A 14,446-nucleotide genomic window follows, 5' to 3' on the forward strand; every position below is an offset into this window, starting at 1 on the left:
ACCGTCCTGGCTGCTGGTGGTGCGCGGTGAGGGGGGAAGTGGATCCTCTCCGAGCATCCTGCACAGGAGCCCCGTGTGCCTGTGCTTGACAGAAGAGTCCTCGCGCGTCAGCGCACCCGGGCGCGCGCTCCGGCCGCCGCGCGCAGGGCCTCGACGAACTCCGGCACCACCGGATTCCCGGTGTCGCGGACGAGCACGCCGATCTCGCGGACGGCCCGCGGGTCGTCGATCGGGATCTCGCGCACGCCGTCCTCGATCGACGACGGGCTCGGCGGCAGGATCGTCAGCCCGAGTCCCGCCGCGGCCAGTCCGCGCGCGGCGCGGTAGTCGCCGACCTCGAAGGCCGGCTCGGGGTCGCGTCCCTCGAAGGACAGCAGTCGCCGGGCCGACTCGTGCAGGCCGTAGCCGGGCGAGAGCATGATCAGGTCGAGGCCGCGCAGCTCCTCGACCGTCACGGAGCGGCGGGAGGCGAGCGGGTGCCGGTCGTCGACGACGGCGAGCAGCGGCTCCGTGTAGAGGGTGGTCGTGGTGGTGCCCGGCAGCTCCGGCGGGTCGGCGACGATCGCCAGCTCCGATTCGCCGTCGGCGACCGTCCGGAGGCACAGCGCGCGCGAGCCGTGGCGGAGGCCGAAGCCGACGCGGGGCCAGCGGCGGCGGAAGCGCCGGATCACGTCGGGCACGAACGTCTCGCCGAGCAGGGTCTGGAAGGCGATCGCGATGCGGCCGTCCTCGAGGTCGCGGGCCTGCTGCACCTCGGTCAGGCCCGCGCGGATCAGCGCCAGGCCGTCCTGCGCGACGTCCGCGAGCCGTCGGCCGGCCTCGGTCAGCACGACACCGCGGCCCTCACGGCGGATCAGCGGAGCGCCGACCAGCTCCGACAGGCGCGCGAGCGAGCGGCTCGCGGTGGGCTGCGGCACGCCGAGCTCGGCCGCCGCAGCGGTGACGCTCCCGGTCTGCGCGACGGCGACGAGCATCGGCAGCAGCCGGAGGATCGCGGGCTCATCCATGCCTTCAGCGTATAGGTCAGCGCGCGAAAGGCATTGGTCATGCGTTCGCCGCGGTTCTAGCCTCGGAGGATGAGCACCAGCGTCCGCCCAGCCGTCGACGCTCCTCCCGTCTCGCAGCGCCGGCTGACGATCGCCCTCCTCGCCGCCGGGCTCGCGACCTTCGCCGAGCTCTACGCCGTGCAGGGCGTGCTCCCGCAGTTCTCCCGCGAGTGGGGGATCTCCGCCTCGGACGCCGCGCTGACCGTCTCAGCGGCGACCGTCGGGCTCGCGCTGATGGTGCTGCCCTGGGCGTCGATCGCCGAGCGGATCGGACGGCTGGAGTCGATGCGGATCGCGGTCCTCTCCTCCGTGGTGCTCGCCCTGCTCGCCTGCGTCGCACCGTCCTTCGAGGTGCTGCTCGTGCTGCGCTTCCTCAGCGGAGCGGCGCTCGGCGCGGTGCCGGCGCTCGCCGTGGCGGCGATCCACGACCGGGTGGGCGGGGCGGGCGCGACCGCCGCCGCCGCGGCCTACGTCTCCGGGACGACGCTGGGCGGGGCCGCCGGGCGGCTGCTCGCCGGTCCTCTCGCCGCGGTGGTCGGCTGGCGGGGTGCCCTGCTCGCGGTCACGATCGTCTGCGCGCTCGCGGCGGTCGCGTTCGTCCTGCTCGCTCCCCGGGGCGGTGTCGCGCGGGCGCCGCGGGGCGAGGGCGGCTGGCGCGGGAAGATCGCGCAGGTCCTCCGCGATCCCGTCCTGCTCGCGGTCGCGGCGCAGACGTTCTTCGTCGTCGGCGTGTTCGTCGCGGTGTACAACTACCTGGCGTTCCGGCTCGAGGCCGCGCCGTTCGCGCTGCCGCCGGCGCTCGTCTCGCTCCTCTTCCTCACCTATCTCGCCGGCACCGCGACCTCCCGGCTCGCCGGTGTCTGGGCGCCGCGCCTGGGCCCGCGGGTCGTGATGCGGATCGGCGTCGCCGCGATGATCCTCGGCCTGCTCGTGATGCTCTCCGAGCTGATCGTGGTCGTCGTCATCGGGCTCGTCCTCTTCTCGGCCGGCTTCTTCGCCGTGCACGCCACCGGCGCGGCCTGGACCGGCGCGCGGGCGGCCCCCGCCCTCCGCGGCCACGCCGGCGCCGTCTACACGATCGCCTTCTACGTGGGCTCGGGCGTCGGCGGCTGGCTGCTCGGCTTCGTCGTCGAGGCGGGCGGCTGGGGCGCGCTGACCGCGGTGATGATCGCCCTGCTGCTCGTCGGCGCCGGCTGCGTGAGCCTGCCGAGCCGCGCGAGCGTCGCCTCCGCGCGCTGAGCGCCCCGCTCGCCGTTCGTCGCGGGTCTGCGACAGGATGGGGACTCGCGCACGGAGTGGGGGACTTCATGACCGACAGCACCCGGACGGATCCGCGGTTCCATCCCGCCTACCAGCGCGGGTACCGGGGGCAGGGGGCGCCGAGCGTCTCCGCGACGCCCGCGGAGGAGCGGTTCCGCCGCCCGCGCGGAGCCGAGGCGGCCGAGCTGCGCCGCTCGACGAGGTCGGAGGAGCCCGGGCCGATCCGTCCGCGGCGCCCGAGGCCCGCGCCGGCGCCCGAACCGTCGCCGATGCCCGCCGCTGCGGCGCTGCCGAACGCCGGCGACGTCGAGACGGACGGCGCGCAGGCTCCGGTGGGCGGGGTCGACACGGAGACAGCGGCGGCTGCGGCGCTCCGGCCCTCCGCGCTCGATCGGCGCGTCCCGCTCGCGCTCGCCGTGCTGGGCGCGCTGTTCCTGGTGTGCGGGGTGGGACTGCTCTGGTCCGCCACCTCGGCGATGTACGGGGGCTATGGCGCTCAGCCGAGCGAACTCGACCGGTTCGTCAGCGCGGTCACCAACTATCTCGCCGGCCCGGCCGTCACGATCGGCCTGCTCTCGATCGGCGCGGCGATCGCCGTGCGGGCGGCGCGCTCATGACCGGGCGAGGGGGCTGGTGGGGCCTGCTGCTGGGCTACACCGCCCTGCTCTGGGCGCTGGCGCTGGGGGCCTGCTGGGTCTCGGCGGTGCAACCGGACAACTGGAGCTACACCGACGGCGACGAGGTTCCGCTGGCCGCGATCGTCGCGAGTCTGCTGTGGCCGGTCGCGACGGCACTCGGCACCGCGACCTTCGCGATGACCGCGGCGACTCTGGCGCTCGGACTCGTGCGCGCCGGCCGGGGCAGGGCCGCCGCGGAGGACGAGGGACCGGAGGACGAGGACCTCGAGCTCGGCGAGGGCGTCCTCGTCGAGTCGCTGCCCGCGGGAGGCGCCGGCCGCCGCTCCTGACGCCGCGCCTCGCTCCGCCGCGGGCCGTGCGACAGGATGAGACTCCGAGTGCACGAGGCGGGGGCGGTCATGGCCGACAGCAGCAGAACGGATCCGCGGTTCCACGCCGCCTACCAGCGCGGGTACCAGGGGCCGGCGCCGGAGGTGCGCCGCCGTGAGGAGGAGGCGTACCGGCGTCCGAGGCGGGCGGGCGGGCGGGTGCCGCGGGCGGATCCGAGTCCGCGCGTGGAGTCGGCCGAGCCGGAGTCGCCGTTCGCCGGCCTCTCGTTCGTGCCGGATCCCGCTGACGTCGAGGCCGCCGAGGACCGGCCCGTCGCGGAGGAGCCGCCGCCCGCGGCGCCGGCGGTCGTCCGTCCGCTCGGGCGCCGGGTGCCGCTGACGCTCGCCGTCGCGGGTCTCGTGCTGATCCCGCTCGGCCTCGCAGCCCTGTGGTGGTCGACGCTCGCGTCGTACACGAACAACGTCGTCTACGAGCGGCTGGAACCCGAGCAGTACCTGCGGATGCTGCTCGGATTCGTGGCGTCGCCCGCTCTCACCGTCGGCCTCCTCGCGCTCGCCGCCGCGGTCGTGCTGCAGGCCGTGCGGCGGTCCCGCGCGTGAGCGGTGCTCGCGTCTGGTGGATGGGCGCCGTCCTCCTCGATCTCGTCCTGTGGGCAGCTCTGCTGGCGATCCCGGCGATCATCCTCGTGCTGCCGAACCAGTGGCAGGGCGACTCACTGACCGCCCCGATCGAGATCGTCTGGCGGTCGGCGCTGGCGCAGGCGGCGGGCCCCCTGGCGACCGCGGCGCTCGGGCTGCTGGTGGTGCTCGCCGTCGCGGCGGCGCAGCACCGCCGGGTGCGGCCCGCGTCCGCGGACAGTGAGGACGCCCCCGACGGCTGGGTCGAGGGCGAGCTCGTCGAGCGCTGACGGCGCGGGGTCTCGATACGCCGCTGCGCGGCTACTCGACCAGCATGCGCGGGTCGGCGCGCTCCTCTGAGGTCGCGCCGCATGGACGGGGATGCCCGCGGCATGCTGATCGAGTAGCGCCCGAAGGGCGCGTATCGAGATCCACTGTTGGATGGAGCGTGGGTCTCGATACGCCGCTTCGCGGCTACTCGACCAGCATGCGGTGGTCGCTTCGCGGCTACTCGACCAGCATGCGGTGGTCGCTTCGCGGCTGCTCGACCAGCATGCGGTGGTCGCTTCGCGGCTGCTCGACCAGCATGCGGTGGTCGCTTCGCGGCTGCTCGACCAGCATGCAGTGCCGCTGCGCGGCTACTCGACCAGCATGTCGCGGTGCAGCCGCGTCCTTTCGCCCACCACTGAGACGCGAAGCCGCTTCGCTGCTACTTCGCGAGGGCTCCGAAGCGGAAGAGGTACGTCGCGTCGAGGGTGTCCTCGATGCCGGTGACACCCGAGGCGGCGACGACGGTCTCGCGGCCCTGGAGCAGCGGGATGATCGGCGCGTCCGTCGCGGTCTGCGCCTGGATCTGCTCGATCGCGGTGGCGCGTGCGGCGGGGCCGGTCGCGGTCGCCTCGGTGTCGATCAGGGCGTCGACGGCCGGGTTCGAGTAGCCGTTCGCGACCGAGGCGCCGGTGGTCGAGTAGGCCGAGCGGAGGAAGTTGTCCGGGTCCGGGTAGTCCGGGAAGAAGCCGAGCTGGTAGGCCGGGTAGCCGGCGTCCGGCGAGAGCTGCTTCACGTAGCTGGTCCACTCGGTCGACTGCAGGTCGACCGTGAACAGGCCCGACGACTCCAGCTGCGACTTGATCAGCGCGTACTCCTGGTCGGAGTCGGGGCCGTAGTGGTCGGAGGTGTACTGCAGCGGCAGGGTCACCGGGGTCGAGACGCCGGCGGCGCTGAGGATCGCGGCGGCGGCGTCCGCGTCGGGGGTCGTGCCGTACGCGTCGGCGAAGGCCTGCGTCGCGCCGGTCTGCCCGTCGAGGACCACGGAGTAGGCGGGCGTGTAGGTGCCGCGGTAGACCTGCTCCGACAGCTCGTCGCGGTCGACCAGCGAGGCGACGGCCTGGCGGATCGCGAGCTTCTGCTCGGGAGTGCCGCCGGGCTGGGTGTTCACGTTGAAGGTGAGGAAGCGCACCGAGCCGCCGGGACCGTCGACGACCTGCAGGTCCGCGTTGCCGCGCAGGTCCTCGACGTCGGTCGCGGTGAGCGAGCGGTAGGCCACGTCCACGGCGCCGTTCTCCACGTCGAGGCGCAGGTTCGTCGACGACGTGTACGGCCGCAGCACGACGTCGGCGGTCTTCGGCGCGGGGCTCGAGGTCGACTCGTTCGCGGCGAGCTGCAGCAGTCCGCCGGCCTCGTAGTTCTGCACGGAGTAGGGCCCGGAGCCGATCACGTCGGCGTCGTCGAGCAGCGCGTCGGCGGGGAAGACCTCCTCGTCCACGATCGGTCCGGCCATGCTCGAGAGCACGTACGGCCAGGTCTGGTCGTTCGGCACCGCGAGGGTGAAGACGACGTCGTCGCCGTCCTGCGCGACCGACTCCATGTTCGCGAGCAGCGGCGACGGGCCGTTGTCCGCGGCGATGTCGACGACGCGCTGGAACGAGAAGACGACGTCCGACGCGGTCAGCTCGTCGCCGTTGGAGAAGGTCAGGCCGGGCGCGATCGAGCAGCGGTAGGTCGTCGCGTCGTCGAAGCCGCACTCCTCGGCGGCCTCGGGGACGGGCGTGGTCGAGCCGTCCGCGTAGCTCAGGAGGTGCTGGTAGATCTGGTTCTGCGGCGTGAAGCTGCCCCGGTCCCAGGCGCCGGCCGGGTCGAGCGAGACGATCGAGTCGGTCGTCCCGATCACGAGGCGCTCGCCCGAGGCGGAGTCGCCGGTAGTGGCGCCGGGGGCGGTGCAGCCGGCGAGGGCGACGGCGGTGCCGAGGGCGGCGAGGGCGCCGAGGGCGCGGAGTGTCTGCATGCTGCTGCTTTCGTCCGTGGTGCGGGGGAGTGGTGGAGATCTAGAGGGTCGCGAGCCGGAAGCGGTCGAGCGCATCGGCGCCGTCGACCAGATCGGCCAGCAGCTCGCCGAGCACGGGCCCGAACTTGAAGCCGTGGCCGGAGAAGCCGGTCGCGAGGGTGACGCGGCCGACGCGGTCGAGCACGAAGTCCTCGGTCGGCGTGATGTCGTAGAGGCAGGAGATCGGGTCGGCGCTCGCCGCATCGACGCCCGGCAGCCAGTCGGCGACGTACTCGACGAGCCGGGCGAGCCGCTCGGGCTCCGCGCGGAAGTCGCGGTGATCCGGATCGACGACGCGGCCGGTGCCGTGCTCGCCGACCTTCACGCCGACGCCCGGGGTCGCCAGGCCGTAGATCGTCGGCTCGTCGCCGCGGTGGTGCACGAAGCTCGGCCAGGCGTCGAGCGGTAGGTCCGTCGTGAAGTGCGCGGGCTGCTCCTGCGTGATCCGCAGCGGCGGGAGGGAGCGGCCGGCCGCGGCGACCAGCCCGCCGACGAGTTCCGGCGTCCAGGAGCCGCCGGCGACGACGATCGCGTCGGCGAGCAGCGGACCCTCGTCGGTGACGACCCGGACGCCGCCCTCGCGCTCCTCGATCGCCCGGACGCCGGTGCTCGCCCGGACGACGGCGCCGTGCGACTCCGCGGAGCCGAGCAGCGCCTCGATCGCGGCGGCCGCGTCGAGCCGTCCGCCCTCCGGGTGCAGCAGCACGTCGGTCTCGAAGCGCAGGCCGGGCCAGCGCGCGGCGGCCTCGGCCGCGTCGAGGCGCTCGCAGGGGATGCCGTCGCGGGCGAAGGCCTCCTCGATCGCGAGCAGGGCGGCGGCGTCGCCGTGGTCGATCGCGCCGGTCGCGGTGAAGAGGCTCCGGCCCGACTCCCGCTCGAGCCGCGCCCACTCGGCGGCCGCCCGTCCGGTCAGCGCTCGGTAGTCGTCCTCCGCGTAGCCGCGGCGGAAGATGCGGGTCTCGCCGTGCGAGGAGCCGCGGTCGTGCCCGCGCTCGAAGCGCTCGAACAGCAGGACGCGGTCGCCGCGCTCGGCGAGGGAGCGCGCGGCGGCGGCGCCGACGAGGCCCGCGCCGACGACGACGACGTCGCGGCCTGTCATCGGGCGGTCACCGCGTCGACCAGGCGCCGGGCCGGCATCGCCGCGCGCACGGCGGCCTCGTCGGGGAACTGCTGAGCGGCGAAGCGGGCCGGGGCGTAGCGCTCGGCGTCGCCGAGGGTCGTGCGGCCGTGGAGGACCAGCTCGGCGACGAGACGGCCGAGACCGGGTCCGTGCGTCACTCCGGACTCGTTGTCGCCCGCGGCGACGAACAGCCCGGGCAGCTCGGGGACGGGGCCGGCCAGGAAGCGGCGGTCGGCGGTGTAGGAGACGACGCCCTGCGTCCACTCGGTCTCGTGCAGCGCGTCGGCGGAGGCGGGGATCAGGCGGGCGATCAGCGGGGCGAGGTGCGCGTCCATCGCCTCGACCAGCTCGGTGCGCTGTGGTCGGCGGTCGGCGGCGGACTCGCCGAGCGGCTCGTAGCCGACACCGTTGCCGTAGGTGAGGCCGCCGAGGTGCTCGCGGACCCAGAGGCCGCCGAGCTCGGGCAGCATCAGCGTCGGCAGGTGCGGGAGGCCGAAGGGCGCCGTGGTGAGGCGGCTCGCGACGACGCGGGCCAGCGGCAGGCGGCGGCCGAGCGGGGCGAGCAGCTCGTTCGTCCAGGAGCCCGCGGCGAGCACGACGCTGTCGCCGGAGAAGGTGCGGCCGTCGGCGGTGCGGACGCCGCTCGCGCGGCCGTCGGTCGCGAGGACCTCGGTGACGAGCGCGTGCTCGACGATCTCGACTCCGGCCGCGCGGGCCGCGGCGACCAGGGCGAGCGCGGCGTCGGGGGCGCTGATCTGGATGCCGTCGGGCTGGAGGAAGCCGCCGGTGACCGCCTCCGCGTCGAGGCCGGGGACGAGCTCGGCGGCCTCCTGCGGCGAGAGCTCGCGGGAGCCCTCCGGGCGCAGCGGGTGCTCGGCGAGCGGGCCGAGGTGGTCGCGGACGCCCTCCTCGGTGACGGCAAGCCAGGCGCTGCCGGTCTCGCGGAGGAGGATGTCGACGCCGCCGCGGTCCGGATCGAGGGCGAGGGCGCGGTAGAAGTCGAGGCCGTACTGCTCGAGGTCGCGCTCGGACTCGTTCCAGTACCAGGCGTAGCCCGCGGCCCACAGGCCGACGAAGCCCGCGCCGGCCGCCGTGGTGCCGCGCGCCGCGTCCCCCGACTCGACCAGCGTGACCCGGGCGCCCCCGCGCGCGAGGTGCAGCGCGGTGGCGGCCCCGAAGAGCCCGGCCCCGACGACGACGACATCCCTACTCATACTCGGTATCCAACCAGCGCGACCTCTGCCGGTCGAATCGATATGACGCCCCGAGTCCTCCCTCCCCTCCACGAGATGCCACTTGTGCACGCTTCTGTCGGCGTGTCGCGTACGCAAGTGGCATCTCGCGGCGGGGGAAGGGGCGCGCACCAGGTCAGGGGGCGGGGAGGAAACAGTTTCGGTAGGGTCGGGGCACCGTTGAGAGGAGGGCCTGTGGCCCGCACGCCGGACACCCGCGTCACGCTGGACGTCGTCGCGGCGCACGCCGGCGTCTCGAAGGCGACCGCGTCGAAGGTCCTCAACGGCCGGCCCGGCGCGTCCGCCGCGACGCGCGCGCGGGTCGAGCAGTCCCTCCGCGAACTCGGCTACAGCCCGAGCACCCGGGCGCCCCGGGTCGGCGGCGGCGTCACCGTCGTCTTCGACACCCTGCTCAGCGTCTACTCGCTGCGCGTCCTCGAGGGCGTCGTCGGAGGTGCGCAGAGCGAGCGCGTCGACGTCACGACCGGCGTCCTCGCGCCGAGCGGCTCCGCCGACGAGTCGCTCCGCTTCGACGCCGCGTTCGTCCGCTCCGTCGCGGCGAAGGGGCACCTCGGGATCCTCGCCGTCACCACCGCGATCGACGCCGAGATCGTGTCGGCCGCTGCCGAGGCAGGGCTGCCGCTCGTCGCCGTCGATGCACCGAACCCGCTCGACCCGTCCGTGGTCAGCGTCGGCTCGAACCACTGGGTGGGCGGGCAGCAGTCCACCGAGCACCTCGTCTCGCTCGGCCATCGGAGGATCGCCTTCGTCGGCGGCGACGCCCGCAATCCGGGGCTGCGCGCCCGCTACGGCGGCTACCGCGAGGCGCTCGCCGCGGCCGGCCTGCCGGAGGACCCGGCCCTCGTCTCCGAGCAGGGCATGGGGTCGGCCGAGCATGTCGTCCGTGCGCTCCTGGCTCTGGACGATCCGCCGACCGCCGTCGTCGCGACCAACGACATCGACGGCCTGCAGACGATCCGCGCCGCGATCGCAGCCGGCCTGCGCGTCCCCGAGGACCTGAGCGTGATGGGCTACGACGACACCTTCGCCGCGCTGCCGACCGCCGTGCTCCTCTCGACCGTGCACACGCCCATGCACGACCTCGGCCGCCTCGGCCTCGAGACCCTCGTCCGGATGCACGACGGCATCCCGCCCCTCTCGCACCGCATCGAGCTGGCCACCAGCCTCGTCGTCCGCGAGTCGACGGCCCCGCCGCGCGCCTAAGCCCCTGCTCGGTGCGGGCGGGGTTCAGGCCGTCGCGCCCCGCGAGGCGCGCCGCACGCCGAGCAGCACGACCAGGCGGAGGAAGCCGACGAGGCCCGTGCCCAGCAGCGCGGCGAGGAGCAGCAGCACGGCGACTCCCGCGACCCAGGTGGTGTCGCCGCTGACGTCCTCGACCAGGAACTCGAGGCAGAACAGCGCCAGGCCCGCGTAGGCGAGGACGAGCACGATGATCGTGCCGGGGCGGCGCAGGCGCTGGCGCGGGGTGCGCCAGAGCGCCGGCGGCTCGAGCCAGCGGCGGAGCAGACGGACGACGAGGGTGCCGACGAGGCCGGTCAGGCCGGCGCCGATCAGCACGACGCCGGCGGAGCCGAGGGGCGTCGAGTTCAGGCCGGCCAGCGACAGAGCGATGCCGACGCCGATGAAGACGGCGCCGAGCCCTCCCGCCGCCATCGCCGACCACATGCCGAAGCCGCCGCGGAGCACGCTCTCGCGCTCGGGGCGCGGCTCGAGGGGGGCGTCGACGAGGCGCTGCGGAGCGGGCGGGGTGGAGGAAGAGGCAGTGGCGGAGGCGGTCGCGGGCTCGCCCCAGGCGGGCGCCGCCCCCGTCGTCTCGACCACGTTCTCGCGGACCGGGATGTAGCGCAGCGGCGCGTCGATGCGGACCTCCGGGCGACCGCGGACGACGGCCGTCGCGCTCACGGGGACGCCGCGGGGGAGGAGGACGGGCGCGAGCAGCAGGGAGCCGGACGGGTCGATCGACCACTCCGGGGTCTGCGGCGGGGCGCCGTACCACTCGGTCGAGGAGGAGCCGGCGAGGGTGAAGGAGATCGGGCGGTCGGCGACGAAGGTCGTCGGGGGGAGGTCGCTGCGGCCGAGGTTGCGGACCGTCGCGGTGACCCGCCACCAGTCGTCGCCCGCGTGCGACAGGCGCACGTCGATGTCGACCAGCGAGGCCGGCTTCGCGCGGCGCCGGCCGATGACGACGGCGACCACGGCGGCGGCCGCGACGATGAGGCCGCCGAGCAGGCCGACGACTCCGAGAACGATCTCCATGGGGCCAGTCAACCATCCGGGCGGGGGCGGGCGGCGGCGGGCGGCCGGGGGTGCGGGCGGGGTGGATCTCGATACGCGCGCTTCGCGCGCTACTCGATCAGCAGGGAGGAGCGCTTCGCGCGATGCTCGATGAGCGGCCAAGCCATGGTGGTCGAGTGGCCGCGGAGCGGCGTATCGAGACCCGGCGTGCAGGGGGTGGTGGATCTCGATACGCGCGCTCCGCGCGCTACTCGATCAGCATGCTCGAGACCCGGGCGCCCCGTTGCGGGGTTTGGCGGCTCGTGGCGGGGTCCGCATACTGGAGGACCGCCCCCAACAGGGAGCGTTCAGCTGCGACAGCGGAGGGTGGAGCGGTGTCGACCGTGCGTGACCGGGCCCCCGCGGCCCGACGAACCGCCAGCATCCTGCCTCTCGCAGTGGGTGCCGCGGGGCTCGTGGTGAGCCTCGTGCTGGCCGTCGTGGCCGCTTCCGTCGCCTCGGCGCCCGTGCGCGTGCTCGGTCTGCCGCTCCCGCTGGTGCGCGGCAGCGCCGTCTGGCTGAGTGTCGCCGGCTACGTCCTGACGCCGCTGCTCGTCTTCCTCGCGACCGGCTGGGACCTCTCCTCCCAGCGCGCGCACTCCCTCCGCGACGCCCGCCGCTTCGTACCCGACGCCCGCTTCACCCGCGCCCTCTACTGGTTGTCGGCCGCCGCGCTCGTGCTCGGCGCCTGGCACGTCCTCAACATCAGCGTGCCGATCTCCGAGTGGCTGGGCACGTGATCCGCCGCGCCCTCGCGATCGTGGTCACCGCGCTCCTGCTCGTCCTCGGACTCGGGGCGGCGGCGCAGCCGGCGAGCGCGGCGACCACGGGCACCGCCGCCAGCACCGCCTCGCTCACCGACATCGGGCGCGGCGCGATCGAGGACCTGCGCACCTGCCTCTCCTCCTCCGACGTCCTCAACGTCTACTACCTCGTCGACAGCTCCGGCTCCCTCAACACCGGCGGCGACGACGGCCGCGGCTCCGACCCCGACATCGCGCGCGCCGGCATCCTCGCGGGCAGCCTGCAGGAGCTCGGCGGCCTCCGCGACTCGCTCACCGTCAACTGGGGCGCCGCCTTCTTCAGCCGCGCCTTCGAGCCGGCGGTCGACTGGCGGCCGTGGTCGCAGGAGAGCCCGGAGGCGCTCGCCGGCGTCATCCGCGACAAGACCCCCGGCGGCGGCACCAACTGGCTCGCCGGACTCCAGGGCGTGCAGTCCGCGCTGCAGAGCCAGCCCAGCGCCGGCTCCGCCTGCCAGCTCGTCATCTGGCTGACCGACGGGGAGATCGATCTCGGCTCCGCGCAGGCCACCGCCGACGCGACCAACGCGCTCTGCGGCGTCCGGATCGACCCCGACGGCGACGAGCTCGAGGGCAACGGCCTGCTCGCGGCGCTCCGCCAGGCCGGCGTCGTCGTCCTCGGCACGCTCCTGGCCGACGGCGAGCAGCGCGAGGAGGCCCGCGTGATGTGGCCGCTCGTCGAGGGCAGCGGCGCCTACGGCGGCGGCACCGCGACCTGCGGACCGGCCGTCGCGCCCGAGGGCTCCGTCCGCGGCGCCGTGGTGGACGCCTCCGACCCCGACGCGCTCGCCTCCGTCTTCCTCCAGCTCGGCGCGCGCATCGCCGGCGGCGCGTCCGAGGCGCTCGACGCGAACGGCTCCTTCTGGATCGACCCGGGCGTCGCGCGGATCCAGGCCGTGGTGAAGGACGGCTGGACCCTGCAGGCGCCCGCCTCCTCCGGACTCGGCACCCTCTCCGCCTCCGCCACCGCCCCCGAGGTGACGGTCACGCAGTCCTCCGGCGTCTCGCGGCTCGAGATCGCCGTCGACCGGCCCGAGCTGCAGGGGCAGTGGACGCTGACCTCGCCCGGTACCACCGAGGTCTTCGCCTTCAGCGACCTGCGGATCGTCTTCGACGACGCCAACCAGGTGCAGCGCGGCGAGGACGGCACGCTCTCCGCGACCCTCACCGCTCGCGTCCAGGACCCGGACGGCCAGCCGGTCGACCTCTCCGTCTTCGGGCAGGCGGACTTCACCGCGACCAGCGCCGCCGACGGCGCGACCGCCGACCTGCCGGGCGCCGCGATCGACGCGGCCTCCGGCGTCATCACGATCCCGCTGCCCTCCGACGTCACCGCCTCCGAGCTGCTCGTCACCGCCTCGCTCGACCCGCTGACCACCGCCGAGCACGCGATCGAGCTCGCCCCGGTCACCACGCAGCAGCGGATCAGGACCGTGCTGCCCGCCGCCTTCCCGAGCGTCGCCTCGCCGCTCGTGCTCAGCGAGCTGACCGGTGCCGACGGCCGCGCGGAGGGCACTCTCGCGATCCAGGGGCCGACCGCGGGCGGCGACGGCCAGGTCTGCCTCTCCGCCGTGCCGACCGTCACCAGCGACAACGCCGACCGCGCCGACGCCTGGCAGTGGAGCTTCACCGACGAGTCGGGCACCGCCCTCGCGCCGGGAGCCTGCCTCGACGTCGCGCAGGGCGCCGCGCGCACCGTGACCGTCTCCGCCGAGAACCCGGTCGCCGCCGACTCCTCAGTCGCCGCGACCCTCCCGCTCGACCTCCGCACCGCGGGCGGCAGCAGCGCCCCGCAGACCGTCGCTCTGTCCTTCCCGTCGACCTTCCCGGTGAACGCCGCGGCGATCGGCCTGGTCGCGCTCGTCCTCCTGCTGCTCGGCGTGCTCCTGCCGCTGCTCGGCCTGTACCTCTTCAACCGGGCGAAGGCGAAGATCGCGATGAACGGCTCGTTCCAGCGCGGCACGATCCCCGTCGAGATCACGCCGGAGGGCGTCCGCTCCGCGCTGACCCACGGCCGCCTCGACGAGCGCTTCCGCTACCTCCGCAGCGAGACGGGCGTCCGCGAGCTGCCCGACCCCGAGCTCGGCCGGCTGCGCGCGCACGTGCCGTGGTGGCCGCTGAAGGCGCCGAGCTACCGCGTCGGCCCGCCCGCCGGCGGCGAGATCGTCGCCTCCCGCACCGGCACCCGCGGCACCTCCGCCGGGCGACCGCTCGGCAACGGCGGCGTCGAGTTCTCCGCGCTTCCGCTCGACGTCTTCTGGGCCATCGTCGTCTCGGAGCAGGAGCTCGAGCGTCCCCGCGGCGACGAGCCCGTCCGCGCGACCGCCGTGCTCTACCACCGCGTCGACCGCGACGACGAGGGGCAGTACGAGCGACGCCTCGAGGACCTGCTCCGCGACTCCGGCGAGCCCGCCTGGAAGACGGTCGACGTGCTCCGCCGCGAGCGAGCGGCGAAGCGCCCCGAGCGCCGGGAGCCGCAGCAGCCCGTGCCCGCCGCCCCGCCCGCGGCCGCCGAGGCCCGCTCCTCCGTGCCGCCGCGGAGCGCCCAGAGCGGCACTCCGACCGCGACCCCGCCCCGCCCCTCCTCGCCCCCGCGCCCCGGCGGCCCGCCGCCCCGGACGCAGGGCGCGCCCGGCCGCCCCGGCGGACCGCCGCCCCCGCGGCCCGGCGGCTCCACTCCGCCCCCGCCGCCGCCCGGCCGGGCCGGCCCCCGCACCCCTCCGCCCCGCAGTCGCTGACGGCGCTCCGCCTCCCGGCACCGCCCGCACGACGACACACGACACAC

13 protein-coding genes are annotated in these 14,446 nt (G+C 75.1%); 8 read left to right on the forward strand and 5 right to left on the reverse strand.

The window, feature by feature from the left end:
• Positions 1-107: 107 nt before the first annotated feature.
• Entirely contained in the window at positions 108-1,007 is a 900-nt protein-coding gene (locus EDF36_RS09110) for a LysR family transcriptional regulator (RefSeq protein WP_123732741.1), read from the reverse strand.
• A 69-nt stretch (positions 1,008-1,076) separates the two neighbouring features.
• Here EDF36_RS09110 and EDF36_RS09115 point away from each other — a divergent pair, with 69 nt between their 5' ends.
• From EDF36_RS09115 to EDF36_RS09135, 5 genes are all read left to right on the forward strand, one after another.
• The gene (locus tag EDF36_RS09115; RefSeq protein WP_123732742.1) at positions 1,077-2,285 is read left to right on the forward strand and encodes an MFS transporter; all 1,209 of its coding nucleotides are present in this window, start codon (positions 1,077-1,079) and stop codon (positions 2,283-2,285) included.
• Between the two features lie 68 nt (positions 2,286-2,353).
• The gene (locus EDF36_RS09120; RefSeq protein WP_148060005.1) at positions 2,354-2,923 is read left to right on the forward strand and encodes a hypothetical protein; all 570 of its coding nucleotides are present in this window, start codon (positions 2,354-2,356) and stop codon (positions 2,921-2,923) included.
• Positions 2,920-3,273, forward strand: coding sequence for a hypothetical protein (locus EDF36_RS09125; protein ID WP_123732744.1), 354 nt, complete (start codon positions 2,920-2,922; stop codon positions 3,271-3,273). Before EDF36_RS09120 ends, EDF36_RS09125 begins: the two co-directional genes overlap by 4 nt.
• A 69-nt stretch (positions 3,274-3,342) precedes the next feature.
• Positions 3,343-3,873, forward strand: a complete 531-nt coding sequence (locus tag EDF36_RS09130; protein ID WP_148060006.1) for a hypothetical protein — start codon at positions 3,343-3,345, stop codon at positions 3,871-3,873.
• A 20-nt stretch (positions 3,874-3,893) separates the two neighbouring features.
• The gene (locus EDF36_RS09135) at positions 3,894-4,181 is read left to right on the forward strand and encodes a hypothetical protein (protein WP_123732745.1); all 288 of its coding nucleotides are present in this window, start codon (positions 3,894-3,896) and stop codon (positions 4,179-4,181) included.
• Positions 4,182-4,600: 419 nt separating this feature from the next.
• Here the strand turns inward: EDF36_RS09135 and EDF36_RS09140 are convergent, their stop codons facing one another.
• The 3 genes from EDF36_RS09140 to EDF36_RS09150 are packed head-to-tail and all read right to left on the reverse strand — an operon-like array spanning position 4,601 to position 8,548.
• Entirely contained in the window at positions 4,601-6,175 is a 1,575-nt protein-coding gene (locus tag EDF36_RS09140) for an ABC transporter substrate-binding protein (protein WP_123732746.1), read from the reverse strand.
• 40 nt (positions 6,176-6,215) lie between these two features.
• Positions 6,216-7,313 carry an FAD-dependent oxidoreductase gene (locus tag EDF36_RS09145; RefSeq protein WP_123732747.1) on the reverse strand — a complete coding sequence of 366 codons (1,098 nt, stop codon included), beginning with the start codon at positions 7,311-7,313 and terminating at the stop codon, positions 6,216-6,218.
• Positions 7,310-8,548, reverse strand: coding sequence for an FAD-binding oxidoreductase (locus EDF36_RS09150; protein ID WP_123732748.1), 1,239 nt, complete (start codon positions 8,546-8,548; stop codon positions 7,310-7,312). The genes EDF36_RS09145 and EDF36_RS09150 overlap by 4 nt, the downstream gene beginning before the upstream one ends.
• Positions 8,549-8,761: 213 nt before the next feature.
• On the opposite strand from EDF36_RS09150, the gene EDF36_RS09155 reads away from it, so the two are divergent.
• Complete coding sequence (locus tag EDF36_RS09155) at positions 8,762-9,790, forward strand: LacI family DNA-binding transcriptional regulator (protein ID WP_185020423.1); 1,029 nt, start codon at positions 8,762-8,764, stop codon at positions 9,788-9,790.
• A 24-nt stretch (positions 9,791-9,814) separates the two neighbouring features.
• On the opposite strand, the gene EDF36_RS09160 is transcribed toward EDF36_RS09155, so the two are convergent.
• Positions 9,815-10,843 carry a hypothetical protein gene (locus EDF36_RS09160; RefSeq protein ID WP_123732750.1) on the reverse strand — a complete coding sequence of 343 codons (1,029 nt, stop codon included), beginning with the start codon at positions 10,841-10,843 and terminating at the stop codon, positions 9,815-9,817.
• A gap of 353 nt (positions 10,844-11,196) precedes the next feature.
• Between EDF36_RS09160 and EDF36_RS09165 the strand changes: the two genes are divergently transcribed.
• Together EDF36_RS09165 and EDF36_RS09170 are read left to right on the forward strand one after the other, a co-directional pair.
• On the forward strand, positions 11,197-11,601 hold the full coding sequence (locus tag EDF36_RS09165) for a hypothetical protein (protein WP_148060007.1): 405 nt from the start codon (positions 11,197-11,199) through the stop codon (positions 11,599-11,601).
• Positions 11,598-14,399 (forward strand): hypothetical protein, encoded by a 2,802-nt coding sequence (locus EDF36_RS09170; protein ID WP_123732751.1) that lies wholly within the window; start codon positions 11,598-11,600, stop codon positions 14,397-14,399. Before EDF36_RS09165 ends, EDF36_RS09170 begins: the two co-directional genes overlap by 4 nt.
• The last annotated feature ends 47 nt before the right edge of the window (positions 14,400-14,446 follow it).

Source organism: Rathayibacter sp. PhB152 (assembly GCF_003751395.1).
Taxonomy (GTDB): Bacteria; Actinomycetota; Actinomycetes; order Actinomycetales; family Microbacteriaceae; genus Rathayibacter; species Rathayibacter festucae.